Raw genomic sequence first — 18,091 nt, forward strand, 5'->3', positions numbered from 1 at the left:
GCGTCAGCGCCCCGCCCGCACTCCGGCCGTGTCGCTGATCGTGATCTGCGGCGGATACAGGCCCATCACCTGCATGGCGGCCGCGTGGTTCTCGGCGGTCGACCCCGCACACGCGTCGGCTGCGACCGTGACGTGCGCCCCGGCGTCGGCCGCGGCGAGGGCGGTCGAGATGACACAGCAGTCCGTCGAGACGCCGGCCAGCACGACATGCGCCCCGCGGCCCACGACGGCCTCGATCTGCGGACCCCACTTGCCGAAAGTCGGCAGGTCGAGCGTCGGATGCGGGGAGAGATCGACCGCCTCGGGCACGAGGTCGAACAGCGGATCCGTCGGCGGCCGGTCGGCGAACGGCCAGGCCGCGAAGTACGGGCCCCATGAGGTCGCACGGTCGGCGGTCGGCATCCAGCGGGTGACCAGCACCCGGTCGCCGAAGCTCTCGGCCAGCTCGCGGATCTTCGGCATCGCGTCGCCGAAGAAGGGCGAGCCCCATGCCGAGTCCGGTGAGGCGAAGATCGCCTGCGGGTCGATCACGACCAGCCACGCCTCCGCCACCGAGGCCGCACGGGCGCGGGTCACGCGGTCGCCTCCTGCCGGCGGATCTTCCCCGCCCGCGCGAACCAGGTGACCACGAACGACAGGACCAGCGCGAAGAACACCCCGAGGTTCGCGTACGCCCAGTCGCCGTCGACGCCGCCGACGAGTCCGAGCAGGTAGCCCTGCCAGTTGTTCCACGGTGCCGCATCCGCGAAGCCGTTGAGCACGAAGCCCCAGCCGATCACGCTCGCGACGACCATCGTGCCGATCGAGGTCCAGTCCCAGGCGCCGTAGCGGCCGCGGCTGTCGAACAGGGCCTCGTCGTCGTAGTCCTTCCTGCGGCGCAGGATGTCGGCGATCAGGATGCCCGCCCAGGACGCGAGCGGAACTCCGAGCGTGATGAGGAAGCTCTGGAACGGACCGAGGAAGTCGGTCGAGAAGAACACGACGTAGATCGTGCCGATGGTCAGGATCACCCCGTCGATCGCGGCGGCCGAGGGACGCGGGATGCGGATGCCGAGGCTGAGCAGAGTGAGGCCCGACGAGTAGATGCCGAGCACCGCGCCGGAGACCAGCGCGAGCACCGCGGTGAGGAGGAACGGCACGAGCACCCAGAGGGGCAGGATCGTGGCGAGAGCGCCGATCGGGTCGGCGGCGATCGCGGCACTGAGCTCGTCGTCGGATCCGGCGAGCAGCAGACCGAAGACGACGAGGAGGACGGGCGCGATCGAACCGCCGATCGTGTTCCAGGCGACGATCGCGCCGTCGGAGGCCGTGCGCTTCTGATAGCGCGACCAGTCGGCGGCGATGTTGATCCAGCCGAGCCCGAACCCGGTCATGACCATCACGAGTGCCCCGATCACCTGTCCGAGACCCCCGTCGGGGCGCGCCATGACGGCGGCGAGATCGATGCTCGGGGCGGCGAGCACGATGTACAGGATCGTCACGGCACCGGTGACCCAGGTGAGGACCGACTGCAGCTTCATGATCGTGTGATACCCGAGCACCGAGGCCGCCACGATGAGCGCCGCGACGATGACGGTCGCGGTGATCTTCAGCGCGATGCTCTCGCCGTCGCCGCCGAGCTGCGTGATGACGGTCGCGGTCGCGAGCACGGCCATGATCGCGAGGAACGTCTCCCAGCCGATCGAGGTCAGCCACGAGACGATACCGGGCACCTTCTGCCCCTGCACGCCGAAGGCGGCGCGGGACAGCACCATGGTCGGCGCCGAACCGCGCTTGCCTGCGATGGCGATCAACCCGCACAGCAGGAACGACACGACGATGCCGACGACCGACACGATCGTCGCCTGCCAGAACGAGATGCCGAAGCCCAGCACGAACGACCCGTACGACATGCCGAACACCGACACGTTCGCCGCGAACCACGGCCAGAAGAGGTCGCGCGGCTTCGCGGTGCGCTCGGATTCGGGGATGATCTCGATGCCCGCGCGCTCGATGAGAGCAGGCTTGATGTCCGTCATGCCCTCATCCTGGCACTGCGCGGGCCGTGCAGGGGCGCTGCGCGAGCGTCGTCGAGCTCAGCCGGCGAAGAACGCTCCCGCGACGCGGGTCAGGTCGTGCAGGTCCGAGACGCCCGCGAGCTCCCGCGCCGAGTGCATCGAGAGGATCGGGATGCCGACGTCGACCGTGCGGATGCCGAGGCGCGTCGCCGTGATCGGGCCGATCGTCGAGCCGCAGGGCACCGTGTTGTTCGACACGAACTCCTGCGTGACGACGTCGGCGGTGTCGCACCAGCGGCGCCAGGCGGCGGAGCCGACCGCATCCGTCGCATACCGCTGGTTGGCGTTGAGCTTGAGGATCGGTCCCGAGCCGAGCACGGGCTGCACCACGGGGTCGTGCTTGTGGGCGTAGTTCGGGTGCACCGAGTGCCCGACGTCGCTCGAGAGGCACCAGGACGACGACAGCGCGCGCCGACGCTCCGACGCATCGGCGCCGAGCCCGTCGTAGATGCGCCCGAGGACGTCCTCGAGGAACGGTCCCGCCGCGCCGGAGCGCGAGTTCGAGCCGAGCTCCTCGTGGTCGAAGGCGGCGAGCACGGCGATCGGTGCGCCCTCCGCGACGTCGGCGGCCGCCAGCGCCACCACCCCGGCGTGCACCGAGGCGAGGTCGTCGAGACGGCCCGAGGCGAAGAACGCGTCGTCCTTGCCGAACACGGCACCGCGCGCGGTATCGGCGATGACGACGTCGTAGCCGCGGATGTCGGATGCCGAGACATCGGCCGACTCCGCGAGCTCGGCCAGGATGTCGGCCTGCGACGGGTCGCCCAGACCCCAGACCGGCTGCGTCTGGTACTGCTTGTCGAGGGCGAGTCCGGTGTTCGCCTCGCGGTCCAGGTGCACCGCGAGCTGGGGGAGGCGCAGCATCGCACCGGTGTCGGCGAGCACGACCCGACCGTCTGCGAGCGCCAGACGTCCGGCGAGGCGCAGCTCGCGGTCGAGCCAGGAGTTCAGCAGCGGTCCGCCGTAGACCTCGACGGCCGCCTGCAGCCAACCCCTCGAACCGGTGGTCGGCTGCGGCTTGAGCTTGAACCCGGGGGAGTCGGTGTGCGCACCGAACACGTGCGCGGGTGTCGTGGCGACCGCATCCGCCGGAATCGTCCAGGCGATGGCCGCGCCGTCGCGGACGACGACGTATCGTCCGCCCGGGGTGAGGTCCCACGCGTCCTCCTCGGCGAGGCGCCCGAAACCGGCATCCTCCAGGCGCCGCGCCACCTCGGCGGCGGCGTGATAGCTCGAGGGCGAGGCGGCGACGAAGTCGGCGAGATCCTCGGCGTGGGCGAGAGCGTCCGGGGTGACGGGCATGGCGACCTTCCTGCTGATGCGGTTCTTCGATCGTAATCGGGGCCCCGATATTCCGGTATCGATCCGGTATCGGCCCCGATTCCGGGGGTGTTCGTGTCGGAACGTCGTCGCTAGGGTCGGCTCAGAGGTGCATCGTTCGGAACGGTGCGGGGAGACCTCCGGGGAGAAACAAGAGGACAGCTGTGTCTGCACACGCTCACTCGTCCATCCGTCGCGCCATCGCGGGAGCGACCGCCGCAGTGCTGCTCGCGGTCGGACTCACCGTGGTGACCGAGACGGTCGCGCCGCTTCCGGCGGCAGCAGCCCAGGATCCGACGGTCTGCCAGAACACCGTCGCGCTGACGAACGGCGGATTCGAGGCTCCGACGATCGGGAACGCCACGTATCAGCTGATCCCTCAGGCGCAGGTGCCCGGCTGGTCGACCAATGACAGCCAGAACCAGATCGAGATCTGGAGCAGCGGCTTCCTCGGGGTGCCGTCCGCCGCCGGACGGCAGTTCGCCGAGCTGAACGCGAACAGCGCGAGCCGCCTCTTCCAAGACGTCGCGACGACGCCCGGCCAGACGCTCTCGTGGTCGCTCAAGCACCGGGGGCGCAGCGGCACCGACGTGATGCGCGTGCTGATCGGATCGCCCTCGGGCGCACTCGTGCAGAACGGTCCGAACCTCACCGACGGAACCGCCGCGTGGGGCACCCATACGGGCACGTACACCGTGCCTGCCGGACAGACCACGACCCGCTTCGCCTTCGAGGCCGTCAGCGCGACCGGCGGCGCCTCGCAGGGCAACTTCCTCGACGACATCACCTTCGGAACGGGACCGTGTCTCATCACGTCGAAGACGGTCGCCAACCTCACCCGCGGCGGAACCACGGCCGAGGTCGGCGACGTGCTGCGGTACACCGTCACCACGCGCAACGACGGCGGAAACCCCGCTCTCGAGTCGGTGTCGGCCGATCAGCTGGCGTCGGGCATCGACTTCGTCCCCGGCTCGATCCGCATCGTCTCGGGCCCCGGCGCGGGAGCACTGACCGACCCCGCGAACGACGATCGCGGTGACTACACCGCGGGCGACCGCACCGTCAGGGTGCGTCTCGGCGACAGCGGCACGGCGACTGCCGGCGGATCGATCGGCGTGGGCGCGAGCACGACGTACACCTTCGACGCCAAGGTGAACACCTCGGCCGCGGACGGAGTCGTGCTCAACGAGGCGCGCGTCGCCTTCCGCGATGCGGTCGTGAACCAGAACCGCACCTCGATCAGCCAGGAGACGCAGACGCCGGTGAACCCGGCCGCCGACCTCGCGATCACGAAGACCCTGGACACCAGCCCGCTCGTCGCGGGAGAGCCGGCGACCTTCACGATCGCGGTGACGAACAACGGACCGCAGGTCGGCACGGGGGTGACGGTGAACGACGCCGTCCCGGGCGGACTGACCGGCGCGACCGCCACGTCGAGCGCGGGCACGTGCACCGTCGGCGGGTCGATCAGCTGCGCGCTCCCCGACCTCGCGGTCGGCGCGAGCGAGACCATCACCGTGACAGGCACGGTCTCACCGTCCTTCAGCCCGGGAGACGGACTGGCGAACAACGCCTCCGTCACGGGATCGAGGACCGATCCGGACCCGGCGAACAACACGGCGAACGCGGTCGGCACGCTCGAGACCTCCGCCGATGTGTCGGTGACCAAGTCGTATGCTCCGGCCACGCCCATCGCCGGGCAGAACGTCACCTACACGCTGATCACGCGTAACGACGGCCCCTCCGAGGCGCGAGACGTGCGCCTGACCGATCCGCTCGATCCCGACACCGCTTTCGTGAGCGTCTCGACCGACCAGGGCACGTGCGCGGACCCCGGGACGACGGGCATCGTCGACTGCGACCTCGGCACGCTGGCTCCGGGTGCCGTGGTGACCACGACCATCGTCGTCACGATCGCCTCGGGCGCTGCCGTCGTGCAGAACTCGGCGAGCGTCACGAGCAGCACTCCCGATCCCGACCCGACGAACAACGTCACGTCGACGAGCTTCCAGCCCGACGTCGTCGCCGACCTCGCAGTGACCAAGACGCCGTCGGTGACCCAGGTCGCCGCCGGAGGCACGGTCGACTTCACCATCACCGTCACCAACGACGGCGACTCGGATGCCGTCAACGCGGTGCTCGACGACACCGTGCCCGCCGGCTTCACCGTGACCGGCGTCACGACCCCTGCAGGCGCCGACTGCTCGTTCACCGACGCCGCGGTCCGCTGCACCTGGGCGACGCTGGTGAACGAGGCCACCGCCGAGATCGTGGTGTCGACGGTCGTCTCACCCGACGCACCGGCCGGCACCGTGATCAACACCGCGTCGATCGCGTCGCCGGCGCAGGACATCGACACGACGGACAACTCCGACTCCGCCGAGGTCGAGATCGTGCAGAGCGCCGACCTCGGCATCGCGAAGACGGCACCGGCCACCGGTACGCCGGGGAGCGCGTTCACGTACTCCCTCGCGGTGACCAACAACGGCCCGTCGGTCGCGCGTGCCGTGACCCTCACCGACACCCTGCCCGCCGACTTCACCGCAGAGTCGACGAGCGACGCCGGCTGCCTGATCAGTGCGGGAACGGTCTCGTGCACGGTGGGCGACCTCGCGCCATCGGCGACCGTGACCGTCGACATCGTCGGAACCTGGAGCGCGACCGCCACCGGGCGCATCGAGAACACGGCGACGACCACGTCGGCGACCCCCGATCCCACGGATGGCAACAACACGTCGACCGTGGGCGTCGATCTGACCCCGAGCGCCGATGTGAGCGTCGAGAAGACGACCTCGACTCCGAGCGTCCCCCTGGGCGGCCAGGCGAGCTTCGTCATCACCGTGCGCAACGACGGGCCGTCTGCTGCGGCGGGCGTCGTCGTGTCCGAGGCCGCACCCGCGGGGCTCGCGATCATCGCCGCGACCCCGTCGACCGGGACGTGGTCGGAGGCCGACCAGCAGTGGACCGTCGGAACCCTGCTTCCGGGTGACACCGCCACCCTCGAGGTGACGGCACGGGCCACGGGCATCGGCGCGCCGGAGAACACGGCAACGGTGACCTCGCCGACGCCCGACCCCGACCCGACCGACAACACCGACACGACTCCGGTCACGGTCACCCCGTCGGCGGACCTCTCGATCGTGAAGACCAGCTCGGTGTCGCCCGCTCCGCTGAACGGGGCGATCACGTACACGATCGTCGTCACGAACGACGGCCCCGGGGCGGCATCCGACGTCGCGGTCTCCGATGCCCTGCCGGCCGGTCTGCTCGACGCGACCACGCCGACCGAGGATTGCGCGATCACGGGCGGACAGCTCGACTGCCAGGTCGGTGAGCTGGCGCTCGGCGCGACGTTCACCGCCACGGTGAGCGGCACGGTGGATCCCGCGCTCGCCGACGCCACGCTGGCGAACACCGCGACCGTGACCTCGACGACGCCGGACCCCGACGGGTCGGACAACTCCTCGACGGTGGAGGTGCCGGTGTCGGGCACCCCGCAGGTCGCGCTCCTGAAGGAGGTCTCGGCCCCGGTCGACGCCAACGGCTCAGGGCGCATCGACGCCGGGGACACGGTCGCGTACACCTTCACGGTGAGCAACACCGGTGACGTGACCCTGACGTCGGCGGCGATCACCGACCCGATGCTCGGCGGCGCGCTCACCTGTGCGGCCCTCGAGACTCCTCTCGCCCCGGGCGACGAGGTCGTCTGCGGGCCGGTCGAGCACGTGCTCACGCAGCAGGACCTCGACGCGGCGACGGTGCGCAACGAGGCGTCGGTGGCCGCGGAGTCCGCTCAGGGCCCGGCATCCGACGACGCCGAGGCCACCGTGCTCGTGCCTGCCGTGAACGGCATCGTGCTGACGAAGTCCGCGAGCGCCGTGGTGGATGCCGACGGCGACGGTGCAGCGAGCGCGGGCGACACCATCGCCTACGGCTTCACCGTCACGAACAGCGGCACGACCACGCTGACGAACGCGCAGATCTCCGACCCGCTGCTCGGCGGGGCGGTCCCGTGCGCGGCCCTCGACGGGATCTCCCTCGCGCCGGGGCAGTCCGTGGATTGCGCTCCCGTCGATCACACCCTGACCCAGGGGGACATCGACGAGGGCATCGTCCGCAACACCGCCACGGTCACGGCGGATGCACCCGTGGGAACCGTGTCCGACACCGCATCCGTCTCGGCGGACATCGACCGCACCGCCGGCGTCGAGCTGCGGAAGAGCGTCGGCCAGGTGCAGGACGCGAACGGCGACGGCGTCGTCGGTGCCGGTGACACGGTCGAGTACACCTTCCGCGCACGCAACACCGGCACCACGACGCTGAGCGACGTGACCGTCGTCGATCCGCTGCTGGGTGACGGCGCACTGTGCACCGTCGGCACGCTCACCGTCGGTGAGGCGCTGGACTGCGGGCCCTTCACCTACCTGCTCACCCAGGAGGACATCGAGAACGGCGGCCGCACGAACACCGCGACCGTCGCCGGTACGAGTCCGCTCGGCGGCGTGGGGGACGAGTCCTCCGTCGACGTCGTGCTGGCAGGGACTCCGGGTGTCGAGCTGACGAAGACCCCGGGTGCTCCGGTGGACGCGAACGGCGACGGGATGATCGGAGCGGGTGACACGATCGGCTACACGTTCACGATCCGCAACTCCGGCACGATCGCGCTGACCGCCCTGGTGCTCGACGACCCGCTGCTCGGCGGAGTCGTGGACTGCCCCGCTCTGTCCGACCTCGCTCTCGCCCCGGGTGAGACGGTCGACTGCGGTCCGGTCGACTATGTGCTCGCGCAGGGCGACGTCGATGCCGGCATCGTGCGCAACACGGCGACGATCGCCGCGCAGTCGGTCGGCGGCGAGGTCACGGACTCCGCCCAGGCCGACGTGACGGTGATCGGCACCGACGCGCTCACCCTTCTCAAGTCGGCGGCTGCGGTCGTCGACGCGAACGGAAGCGGGCGGACGGATGCCGGCGACACCATCGCCTACACGTTCACCGTCACGAACACGGGAACCACGACCCTGAGCGACATCGCGGTCGAGGACCCCCGGCTCGACGGCGCGGTCGTCTGCGACACGACCGAACTCTCCCCCGGAGAGGCGATCGTGTGCGAGGGGCCCGCGGCGGTGCTCACGCAGGCCGAGATCGACGCCGGCGAGATCGTCAACACGGCGACGGCCACGGGAACCGGGACGGGAACAGTCCCGCCGTCCGTCGAGGTCACCGTGACCACGCCGCTCGACGCGCAGCCCGCGATCGCCCTGGCGAAGACCGGCGGCGAGTATGCCGACACCAACGGCACCGGCACGATGGATGCGGGCGACACCGTGCGGTTCCGCTTCACCGTGACGAACACGGGGTCACGGACGGTGACGTCGGCGTCGGTCGACGACCCGATGCTCGGTGGGCAGCTCGACTGCGAGATCCCCGCACTGGCACCCGGTGACACGGCGGAGTGCGGTCCCATCGCCTACACGCTCACCGCGGCCGACATCGCGAGCGGCAAGGTGGTGAACGTCGCGACCGTGACAGCGAGCGCGGGAGGCATCGTCGTCTCGGGTGCGGCCACCGCGACCGTCGAGCTCGACGTGCTGGCGACCACCGGCGGCCTCATCACAGGACTCGGGTGGGCGCTGGCTCTGCTCGCGATCGGCGGTCTCGTGCTGCTGATCTCGCGCATCCGACGCCGCGAGGTCGCCGCCTGACGCGTTCCGCCGCCATGACGATGCAGGTGTCCGCCGTTCACCGGCCGGACACCTGCATCGTCTATCGTCGGTCTCGATAGCGCCTAGGGTTCCGGGGCACGCGTGCACTTCTTCGAGTGCGACGTCCCGTCTGGTCCGAGCGGCGCCACGGTGCTCCTCCGCAGGAGCGCCGTCATCTGACAGGACAAAAGCCCGGAGGACCCCGTTCGTCGCGCCTCGCGACGGGCAGAAGGGTCGGTCATGTCACCTCTCGCGTTCGCGCTCGTCATCGCTGCGGCGGTCACGCACGCCGGGTGGAACGTCATCGCGCATGGCGTGAGCAGGGCGGGGATGCCGTTCCTCTGGTGGGGAGCGGTCGGCGGGACCGCGGTGTGGATCGGCGTGATCCCGTTCACCGGCGGCCTCGGCACCGACGATGTGCTCGCGTTCCTGCTCGGCGTCGGGGTGTCGGCGGTCATGCACGTCGTCTACATGGCCGTGCTGCAGCGGGGCTACCGCGAGGGCAACCTCTCGACCGTCTACGCGACGGCGCGGGGCACCGGGCCCTTCCTGTCCGTGCTCGTCGCGGTGCTGCTGCTGGGGGAGCGGCCGTCGGAGATCGCGCTGATCGGTGTCGCGGCGATCATCCTCGGCGTGGTGGCGATCGGGCTCGTGGACCGCGGGAGGTCGTCCGCATCGTCGCGGCGTCGGATCGATCCGGGGCTCGTCTTCGGTCTGCTGACGGGTGTCGCGATCGCGGTGTACACGATCTGGGATGCGAACGCCGTGCGCACCTGGAGTCTGTCGCCTGTGGCGTTCATGGTCGGCACGATGCTGCTCGAGATCCCCTTCTACTCGATCGGCGTGCGAGGTCGCTGGGGTGCGGTGTGGACGCTCGGGCGCACCCAGTGGAGACGCATCGTGGCGTTCAGCATCCTGTCGCCGCTGTCGTACATCCTGGTGCTCACCGCGATCCAGATCGCTCCGGTCGCTCTCGTCGCGCCGCTGCGCGAGGTGAGCGTGGTGCTCGTCAGCCTGTTCGGGGTGTTCGTCCTGAAGGAGAGCCGGCCGGGATGGCGGATCGCCGCGTCGGCGGTCGTCGCGGCGGGGATCGTGCTGCTGGCGCTGTGAGAATGGATGCCGTGGTCGTGTCCTGGTCGTATCGCCCGAGTGTCCCGTCTGACGCGTCGTGGATGGCGGAGCTGCGCGCCGTCGTGATGCGACCCGACCTCGAACGGCTCGGCCGGTTCGATCCCGAGCGGGTGCGGCGGAGATTCCTGGATTCGTTCGTCCCGAGCAACACGCGCGTGATCGTCGTCGACGGCGCGGAGGTGGGATCGATCGCCGTGCGGGCTGACGCGGATGCCCTGTGGATCGAGCACTTCTACCTGGCGCCCGAGTGGCAGGGCCGGGGTCTCGGTGGGGCGGTGCTCGCGGCGGTCCTCGACGACGCCCCCGTCGGGGTGCGACCCGGGCGATATCGGCTGAACGTGCTGCAGGGGAGTCCGGCACGACGTCTGTACGAGCGTCACGGTTTCGTCGTCGAGAGCGACGACGACGTGGATGTGTTCATGCTGCGGACGTCGGTGAGCTGACTCCGTCGGGACGGCCTGTGGGGTGACGGTGCGTTGAGGCGGGGCGTCGAGGTGTTTCGCGCCGTGTCGCCCCGTGTCGGGGGGTGTTTTTCGGGATGCTGGGACGGTGGTGTGGTGTTCCGGAATATGCTTCTGATCTGGCCGATTAGTGGCGGGTTTCGGGGTGGGAATGTCGGTGGTGGCGGGTTGGATGGGGTCATGCCCACCCGCACTCGCATGCTCCTGGATCAGGCCGTCGCCTGCCTCGATGAGGTGCTCGCCGACACGTCGTTGGCGGGGTTGACCGAGGCGGAGCGTGTCGACGTGCTGGTGTCGGCGGGGGCGGTGTTCCGGCGGGTGGAGGCGGTGGTCGTGGAGACCCTCGCGACCACGAACGGGACGGATCTGGCGCAGGCGGCGGGATGCCGGTCGGAGAACGAACTGCTGCAACGCACGTTGCTCACGGACGTATCGGCGGCGACGCGGATCGGCCGCGTCGCCGACCTGACACGCCGGGAAGTGAGTCTCGTGTCCGGGGAGCGGCTGCCGGCCCGGTGGCCGGCCCTGCGGGAAGCATTGTTGGAGGGGGCGGTGAGCGTGGCGGGGTTCCTCGCCGCGGTCGGCCCCCTGGAGAAGTGCCGCGACCGGATCACGCTCGAGGAGCGACTCGGGGCGGATGAGTTCCTCGCCGAACAGGCCCGCGGCGTCCGGGATGTCGATGCGGGGCAGGACGCGCCGCGGGGGCCGAAGCCGACGCCCGCGGATCTGCATATCCTCGCCCACGCCCTCGCCGCGATCCTGGACCCGGACGGCGCGGAACCCGATGACAAGAACGCCCAGCACCATCGCGGGGTCACGCTCGGACGGTTGAAGGACGGGTTGCGGTCGATCCGGGGCTGGTTGTCGCCGGAGGTCGCGGCACAGTTGGAGGCGATCTTCGACGCGATCAACAACCCGCGCGGCGACGGGGCACCCGAACCCGGAGTCAGGTTCACACCGGAGGACGACAGCGGCGACAGCGAGGGCGGATTCGATCCCGCGGCCGCTGGCGAGGCGCACCGCCCCACGACTCGCACTGGCACTCGCACTGACCGGACTCACACCCACGCCGAGGGTGGGTTCGATCCCGCAGCCGAGGGTCTTCCGGACACCGAGGACCGGTTCAACTGTGATCCGCGTGCGGTGATCGACTCACGCTCCGCGTCCCAGAAACGCCACGACGCGTTCGCCGCGGCGATCGGTATCGCGGCCCGTCACCGCTCGATGCCCACCGTCGCCGGGGCCTCCCCGACACTGGTCGTCACGATCGACGCGACAGACCTCGCGGGCGGGACCGGGTGGGCGCGGCTCCCCGGCGCGCACGGGCACCCGTTCGCCCACACCCCCGCCCGCGTCGCCGCGCAGACCGGCTGCACCGGCACGATCCACCGCGTCGTCATGGACGAAGGACGCATCATCTCCCTCAGCACCACGAACCGGGTCTTCACCGCCCACCAACGCCTCGCGATCATCGCCCGCGACCACGAATGCCTCATCCCCGGCTGCCACACCCCCGCAACCTGGTGCGAAATCCACCACGTCACCGAACACGCCCACGGCGGCCCCACCCACACCGACAACGGCGTCCCCCTCTGCTACTACCACCACCGCAGTCTCAACGGATCCGGATGGCACATCCGCATGCACAACGGCACCCCCCAAATCCAAGGACCCCCCTGGTGGGACCCCCACCAGCACTGGCACACCCCCACACCCAGCCTCCCCGACAAGACCCTTCCCAGCGACGCCTTCCGCGATAGCACCGTTGCTGATGACACCCGGACGAGCCCCGCGAGGGCGGGCGTCGGATGATCGCAGCAACCAAGGTTGCTAATACATGCTTAGCAAGGTACGTTGCTAACCATGCATTCCACCCAGTTGGCGGCGGCCGCCGACGATCTCCTGCACCCCCGCGAGGGGCTCCGCGCTGTCGCGGCGCTGCGACTGCACGTCGAGGCGCTCGAGTTCCAGCAGGTCGAAGCGGCTCTGCGAGCGGGATTCAGCTGGACCCAGATCGCCGAACTGCTCGGGGTGACCCGGCAGGCCGTGCACAAGAAGTACGGCAAGCGCGTCGACCCGAGCATCGAGATCCCGAGACGGAGCCGCTCATGAGTCGCATCGTCCGCACCATGAAGTGGTTCCGCGAGATGAGCGTCCTCGCCGAAGACGAGCAGCGCCGCCTCAGGCATCCTGAGATCGATGTCGAGCACCTCTTCCTCGCCCTCCTCAGCATCGGCGGGCCGGTGACGGATGCCCTCGCACGCGACGGGGTCACGCTCGCCGCAGCGCGGACCGCGTTCCAAACCCTGCACGCGAACCGTCTCGCCCGGCTGGGAGTGTCACCAGAGGGGCGCGATGCCGACCGACGGATCCCCGAGGGCACCACCCGCGGCGGCTTCGTCTACCGAGACGGTGTTCGCGTGATGCTCGAGAATGCGGCGGCAGACCCGCACCCGGATCGTGCGCTCTTCGCCGCGCTGGTGGACGAGCCGTCAGGACACGTGCGCGAAGTGCTCCGAGAGCTCGGGATCGGCACCCATACAGGCACCGGCACAGACGCCTACACAGGCATCGACATAGGCACAGGCATCGACACCGGCACCGATGCCCTCGCATCGGGCATCTCCGACGCGGTGGTCCGAGAGGACACCGGCGCTCGCGAGGCGCGGCCGGGCGCCCCGCGCGAGTACCGCCGCTTCGTGCCCTTCCCGATGGATGAGGTGCGGTCGCTCGTGTCCAGTCCGGAGCGCTGGCTGGACTGGAACGACTTCGAGGCGCAGGCGGCGACCGTGAGTGCGAGCGGGACGGTGCACGCGCAGACCCGTGAGCGCCGTATCGACGGGCGGCCGGCCCGAGTCCGACCGGCGTACGCCACCACCGATCACCGCATCCGCTCCCAGGTCCGCTCGAGTCGCATCGAATGGGAGCGCTCGTTTCCGCTGGCTCCACAGTCCGTGAACCAGATCCTGCGCATCGAGCTCCTGCCGCGCGGAACAGGAACCGACCTGGTGCTCTCACTGCGTCGAGCCGCGAGCGACGCCTCCACAGACGGTGCGCGTCATCGGTCCATACGCGCCCTGCTGCTCGCACCGATTCGCCGCGTCGTCGTCCGCGCTCACCTGCGAGGCAAGGCAGACAACGTCTCGCGGGCGCTCCGCAGCTGACGAGCGCCGGGGCACCGGCGGGCCGGGCGAGGGTCAGCGGAACTCGACGAGACCCGCGTGCGCTGCCGTGACCAGGATCTGCACGCGATCGCGCACATGCCACTTCGACATGATTCGTCCGAGGTGGGCCTTCACCGTGCCCTCCGAGACGATCAGTGCGCGGGCGATCTCGGCGTTCGACATGCCCTGAGCCAGGCGCTGGAGCACCTCTTCTTCGCGGTCGGTGAGCTCCTCGAGCGTCCCGTCGCCGCCGATCGGCTCGGTGTCCCGCACGTGCTTGATCAGCAGAGACGCGATGCGCGGCGACAGTGAGCTGGCGCCGCTGTAGACCTCACGCACCGCGGCGACGATGCTCGCAGCGCTCGAGTCCTTCAGCATGTACCCCGATGCGCCGGCGCTCAGCATCGGCAGCACGGTATCGCTGCCGTCGAGAGTCGTCACCGCCAGGATCTTGACGTCGGGCCAGCGTTCACTGATCACCGCCGTCGCCTCGATGCCGTTCATCTCGGGCATCTGCACGTCCATCATCACGACGTCCGGTCGCTCGCGCTCGACGGTGTCGATGCCCTCCAGCCCCGACTCGGCCTCGGCCACGACGGTGATCTCAGGGTCGCGGGAGACGAAGTGGGAGAGCGCGGAGCGCACCAAAGGATCGTCGTCGACGATCACTACGCGGATTTCGGGCATGGAGGAAGCCTAACCGGGGTCGACCGCAGAGGCGACGGTATAGACCTTTGGCTAGCAAGGTCTAGCTAAGAGACAGATGTGCCGCGTGCAGATCACCGAGAAGATGAATGCATTACACAACAAAAGTTCAATTCCGGAGGTGAATCACTATGACTTTTTGGCAGGCTGTCGGCCAGTTCTTTGGCTTCACTCGCTAATCTACCTGGCGAATAGGAGATACTGAAGCATGGCTTTAAGTCCGAGAAGAAGTGGCGCAACCGAAGCTGCTCGTCTCGGAAAAGGCGAGAAGCTGAGCACGATCGAACGCATCGCCGTTCTCGTGATCATCGGCATCATCGCGACCGTCGACGTCATCGGCTGGTTCCTCCCCTCGGAGGAAGGGCCTCTCGACCCGTTGGTCGCAGCGGTCGGATTCGCATCCACCGCGGTGCTCGCCCTGTATCTCTGGTCGCCCCTCATCGCCACGTGCGCACTCGGACTCGTTTTCGCACTCTCCTTTCTCACCGGCAGTGAGACTCAGGTACTGATCGTCTCGGCCTTCGCGGCCGGACTGATCGTCCGCTTGGGCTGGAACGCCCTCGTCCTCTCCTATGCCGGAGTGTTCCTCGTCGCGACCGCTCTGGTCGCGCTGGGGGACTCACGATCGCCGATCAACCTCGGCATCTTCCTCATCGCCGCTGCTGTCTCCGGAGCCATCGGCTTCGCGTTGCGCATGGCTTTCGCCCGCGAGCGAAAGCTCGAGGTGCAACTGGCCGAGAAGGCCGAGCAGGAACGGCAGGCGGTTCTCGCCGAGCGACGATGGATCGCCGGCGAGCTGCACGACAGCATCGCTCACCACCTCACGGTGGTGTCGCTGCACGTGCAGATGCTCGATGACGATCGAGCGACCTCGTCCTCTCAGGAGGCCATCCGCATCGCCGCGCGCAAGGCGATGACCGACCTCCGCTTCGTGATCGACCTGGCCGATGACGGTCCCCGTTCGACGGGCATGCCGTCCGGCGACCTCGCGGCGTCGATCGACGAAGCCAAAGAGGAGTTCGAGTCGGCAGGGCACCCCGTGCACCTCAGCGGCGATCCCACCGACGAGCGGATCCCGCGTGCGGCCGAGATCATCCTCGCGCGCATCATGCGCGAGTCGGCCACCAACGCCCTGAAGTACGCCGGCGAGGGGGAGATCTCCATCGACCTCGACGTCAGCGACGAATCCGCCGCGCTCACCGTGGCCAGCCCGCTCTCCGCGACCCCGCGTCGCGAGCTCTCCTCGAGCCGCACGGGAATCGGACGGATGGCAGAGCGCGTCCTCGGCGCGAGCGGAACGTTCGACGCCGGCGAGATCGACGGACGGTGGGTCGTCTCGGCTCATCTGCCCATCGCACGCGTCTGATCCGCTCCTTGCGGACCGCCGTCCTCGCCTCACTTCCGGGTTATCCCGCAAGACTAGACAAAGGTCTAGGTCATCTCTCGACGTTAGACCGTACGCCGCCGGTGAATACGCGGTTTACATTGGTAATACCCCAGAAATAGCGCATCCCCAGCGCTGTGATCGCGAGCGCGGTCCTTGGAATCTGATCCCCATCGCGCTCGCGATCAGCTTCTCTTCTGTCGGAGCGATCCGACGGCGAAGCGGTCGCCTCGGCTCAGCCGCCGACCGCCCTCATGTAGTGACCGTCCGTCGAGATTCCGGATGCCGCCACCGTGAAGCGCACCACCTCGCTGAGGTATCGGTCCTCCGACGCCTCGAAGATCCGCCCGTCGGCATCGCGCGAGATGCGGCTCAGGCGCAGGATCGGCGTTCCCTGCGGCACCTGCAGCAGCGCGGCATCCTGTTCGTCTGCCGCCACCGCGTCGATCTGGTGCTGCAGGCCGACGATGGGATGCCCCCGCGACCCCAGGTACTCGGTGATCGAGATCTCGTCGGGATCGACGGCGAAGAGGGCGCGACCGACATCCTCAGTGAAGAACAGCCTCTCGAGCATGGTCGGACGGCCATCGAGCAGGCGCAGCCGCACGACGCTGACGATGATGTCGTCGGGGGAGACTCCGAGCAGCTCCGCGCGGTCGCCTGCGCGCCTCAGGCTCAGCTCCTGCGTCTGCGCGCCCGGCTCGACGCCCAGCTCCCGCGCCCACCGGGTGAACGGCACCGACACGTCGACGGCCTGGCTCGCCTTCTGTGAGACCACGCGAGCGGGACGCCCCCGCCCGGTGTCGATCAGCCCCTCGGCCTTGAGGGTGGCGAGGGCGTTGCGGATCGGTCCTCGCGAGGTGTGCCAGCGCTCGGCGAGCTCGGCCTCGGTCGGGACGTCGTCTCCCGGGCGCAGCGTGCCCGCCTGGATCTGGGTACGCAGGTCCTCGGCGATCTGGGTGTATACAGCTTCGGCCACATAGGCATACTACCTCGGCAGTGATCGCCATGCGGACGCGTTCTTGTCGTGTTCATCCTGGGAAAGTCTGGGTGAACGAGCTCTGAACTCTTCCGAGTTAGGTATATATCTCGACCTCTCGCCTGTCAGAGTGGCTGACGGATCACCTCCCTCACCCTCGAAAGGTCCTCATGAAGCTCCGTGCTCTCCCCGTTCTCGCCGGCGCCGCGATCCTCGCGCTCGGCCTCTCCGCGTGCTCCGGTGCCGCCGAGGCCACCGGCAACTCCGGTGCCGCAGAGTCGTCCTCCGCCGGCGGCTTCGCGGTCGATGAGAACACTCTCGTCTTCGGCGTCGTGCCCGACTCGGTCGACACCGAGACGAACTACCAGCCCCTGATGGACTACATCGCCGAGATCTCGGGCAAGACCGTCGAGTACCACGAGTCCACCGACTACGCCGCCCTGATCGAGGCCGCGGTCGCGGGCAAGGTCGACGTCGCCTCCTTCTCCGGCTTCACCTACGTGACGGCCACCAACAACGGCGCGAAGCTCACCCCGATCTCGTCGATCGTCACGGAAGAGGGCCAGGAGCCCGGGTACTACTCGCAGGCGATCGTCCCGGTCGACAGCGACATCGACAGCTACGAGGACTTCGCGGGCAAGAAGGTCTGCTTCGTCGACCCGTCGTCGACCTCGGGCTACCTCTTCCCCTCCTACAACCTGCTCGAGGCGGGCATCGACCCCACGACCGACATCACGCCGGTGTTCGCGGGCAAGCACGACGTCAGCGTGCAGAAGGTCGGCGAGGGCGTCGAGTGCGAGGTCGGCTTCGCCGAGGACTCCGAGGTCGAGAAGTCGGATGCCGTCAAGGTCATCGACGAGACCATGGTGCCCGGCGCCCCGCTCGTCTACTCCTCGACGCTTCCCGACGACGTCTCGAAGACGCTGATCGACGGCCTCGCCGAGATCACGATCGACGACATCATCGCCGCGGGCATCGACGGCGCCGACACCGACTCCTTCCGCAGCGTGTTCTACGCCACGAAGCCGGTCGACGACGCGTACTACGACCTGATCCGCGACATCTGCGAGGAGACCGAAGCCGAGCAGTGCAAGGCCTGACCGGGCCCCACTGACCGCACGGTCGCCGAGCGCCCTCCGTCCCGCCCGGCGGAGGGCGCTCACCCACAGCCATCCGAGCACGACCAGT

The 18,091-nt window shown here is 69.2% G+C and carries 13 protein-coding genes; 8 read left to right on the top strand and 5 right to left on the bottom strand.

The genetic code is table 11. The features are described from left to right. Nucleotides 1-3: 3 nt before the first annotated feature. From HWD99_RS10590 to HWD99_RS10600, 3 genes are read right to left on the bottom strand one after another with little or no spacing between them, the layout of a single operon-like run. Nucleotides 4-576: an isochorismatase family protein gene (locus HWD99_RS10590; RefSeq protein ID WP_308220709.1), complete on the bottom strand. Its 573-nt coding sequence runs from the start codon at nt 574-576 to the stop codon at nt 4-6. Next, complete coding sequence (locus HWD99_RS10595) at nt 573-2,018, bottom strand: cytosine permease (protein WP_241796216.1); 1,446 nt, start codon at nt 2,016-2,018, stop codon at nt 573-575. Before HWD99_RS10595 ends, HWD99_RS10590 begins: the two co-directional genes overlap by 4 nt. 57 nt (nt 2,019-2,075) lie before the next feature. Continuing rightward, a complete protein-coding gene (locus HWD99_RS10600) occupies nt 2,076-3,359 on the bottom strand; it encodes a M18 family aminopeptidase (RefSeq protein WP_241796217.1) in 1,284 nt (427 codons plus the stop codon). Between the two features lie 182 nt (nt 3,360-3,541). Here HWD99_RS10600 and HWD99_RS10605 point away from each other — a divergent pair, with 182 nt between their 5' ends. The 6 genes from HWD99_RS10605 to HWD99_RS10630 all read left to right on the top strand — a co-directional run bounded on the left by HWD99_RS10605 (nt 3,542) and on the right by HWD99_RS10630 (nt 13,835). Continuing rightward, nucleotides 3,542-9,079 (top strand): DUF11 domain-containing protein, encoded by a 5,538-nt coding sequence (locus HWD99_RS10605; protein WP_241796218.1) that lies wholly within the window; start codon nt 3,542-3,544, stop codon nt 9,077-9,079. Nucleotides 9,080-9,319: 240 nt separating this feature from the next. Next, on the top strand, nt 9,320-10,189 hold the full coding sequence (locus HWD99_RS10610; protein ID WP_241796219.1) for an EamA family transporter: 870 nt from the start codon (nt 9,320-9,322) through the stop codon (nt 10,187-10,189). Between the two features lie 62 nt (nt 10,190-10,251). After that, nucleotides 10,252-10,653: a GNAT family N-acetyltransferase gene (locus HWD99_RS10615; protein ID WP_241796220.1), complete on the top strand. Its 402-nt coding sequence runs from the start codon at nt 10,252-10,254 to the stop codon at nt 10,651-10,653. Between the two features lie 33 nt (nt 10,654-10,686). Next, nucleotides 10,687-12,483 (top strand): HNH endonuclease signature motif containing protein, encoded by a 1,797-nt coding sequence (locus tag HWD99_RS10620; RefSeq protein ID WP_274618177.1) that lies wholly within the window; start codon nt 10,687-10,689, stop codon nt 12,481-12,483. A gap of 51 nt (nt 12,484-12,534) precedes the next feature. Continuing rightward, nucleotides 12,535-12,783, top strand: coding sequence for a hypothetical protein (locus tag HWD99_RS10625; protein ID WP_241796221.1), 249 nt, complete (start codon nt 12,535-12,537; stop codon nt 12,781-12,783). Next, entirely contained in the window at nt 12,780-13,835 is a 1,056-nt protein-coding gene (locus HWD99_RS10630) for a Clp protease N-terminal domain-containing protein (protein WP_241796222.1), read from the top strand. The genes HWD99_RS10625 and HWD99_RS10630 overlap by 4 nt, the downstream gene beginning before the upstream one ends. A gap of 33 nt (nt 13,836-13,868) precedes the next feature. On the opposite strand, the gene HWD99_RS10635 is transcribed toward HWD99_RS10630, so the two are convergent. Beyond that, nucleotides 13,869-14,522 (bottom strand): response regulator transcription factor, encoded by a 654-nt coding sequence (locus HWD99_RS10635; RefSeq protein ID WP_241796223.1) that lies wholly within the window; start codon nt 14,520-14,522, stop codon nt 13,869-13,871. 226 nt (nt 14,523-14,748) lie between these two features. Here HWD99_RS10635 and HWD99_RS10640 point away from each other — a divergent pair, with 226 nt between their 5' ends. Then, nucleotides 14,749-15,906: a histidine kinase gene (locus HWD99_RS10640; protein ID WP_241796224.1), complete on the top strand. Its 1,158-nt coding sequence runs from the start codon at nt 14,749-14,751 to the stop codon at nt 15,904-15,906. Nucleotides 15,907-16,159: 253 nt separating this feature from the next. On the opposite strand, the gene HWD99_RS18680 is transcribed toward HWD99_RS10640, so the two are convergent. After that, nucleotides 16,160-16,903 (bottom strand): GntR family transcriptional regulator, encoded by a 744-nt coding sequence (locus HWD99_RS18680; protein ID WP_241796225.1) that lies wholly within the window; start codon nt 16,901-16,903, stop codon nt 16,160-16,162. Nucleotides 16,904-17,073: 170 nt separating this feature from the next. On the opposite strand from HWD99_RS18680, the gene phnD reads away from it, so the two are divergent. Further along, a complete protein-coding gene (gene phnD / locus HWD99_RS10650; protein ID WP_241796226.1) occupies nt 17,074-18,003 on the top strand; it encodes a phosphate/phosphite/phosphonate ABC transporter substrate-binding protein in 930 nt (309 codons plus the stop codon). Nucleotides 18,004-18,091 lie beyond the last annotated feature (88 nt).

This window comes from Microbacterium sp. C5A9 (assembly GCF_022627955.1).
Classification (GTDB): domain Bacteria; phylum Actinomycetota; class Actinomycetes; order Actinomycetales; family Microbacteriaceae; genus Microbacterium.

Coding starts and splice junctions, on each gene's coding strand:
- phnD (WP_241796226.1), top strand. CDS start 17,074: ATGAAGCTCCGTGCTCTCCCCGTTCTCGCCGGCGCCGCGATCCTCGCG.
- HWD99_RS10630 (WP_241796222.1), top strand. CDS start 12,780: ATGAGTCGCATCGTCCGCACCATGAAGTGGTTCCGCGAGATGAGCGTC.
- HWD99_RS10615 (WP_241796220.1), top strand. CDS start 10,252: ATGGCGGAGCTGCGCGCCGTCGTGATGCGACCCGACCTCGAACGGCTC.
- HWD99_RS10625 (WP_241796221.1), top strand. CDS start 12,535: ATGCATTCCACCCAGTTGGCGGCGGCCGCCGACGATCTCCTGCACCCC.
- HWD99_RS10640 (WP_241796224.1), top strand. CDS start 14,749: ATGGCTTTAAGTCCGAGAAGAAGTGGCGCAACCGAAGCTGCTCGTCTC.
- HWD99_RS10595 (WP_241796216.1), bottom strand. CDS start 2,018: ATGACGGACATCAAGCCTGCTCTCATCGAGCGCGCGGGCATCGAGATC.
- HWD99_RS10635 (WP_241796223.1), bottom strand. CDS start 14,522: ATGCCCGAAATCCGCGTAGTGATCGTCGACGACGATCCTTTGGTGCGC.
- HWD99_RS10600 (WP_241796217.1), bottom strand. CDS start 3,359: ATGCCCGTCACCCCGGACGCTCTCGCCCACGCCGAGGATCTCGCCGAC.
- HWD99_RS10610 (WP_241796219.1), top strand. CDS start 9,320: ATGTCACCTCTCGCGTTCGCGCTCGTCATCGCTGCGGCGGTCACGCAC.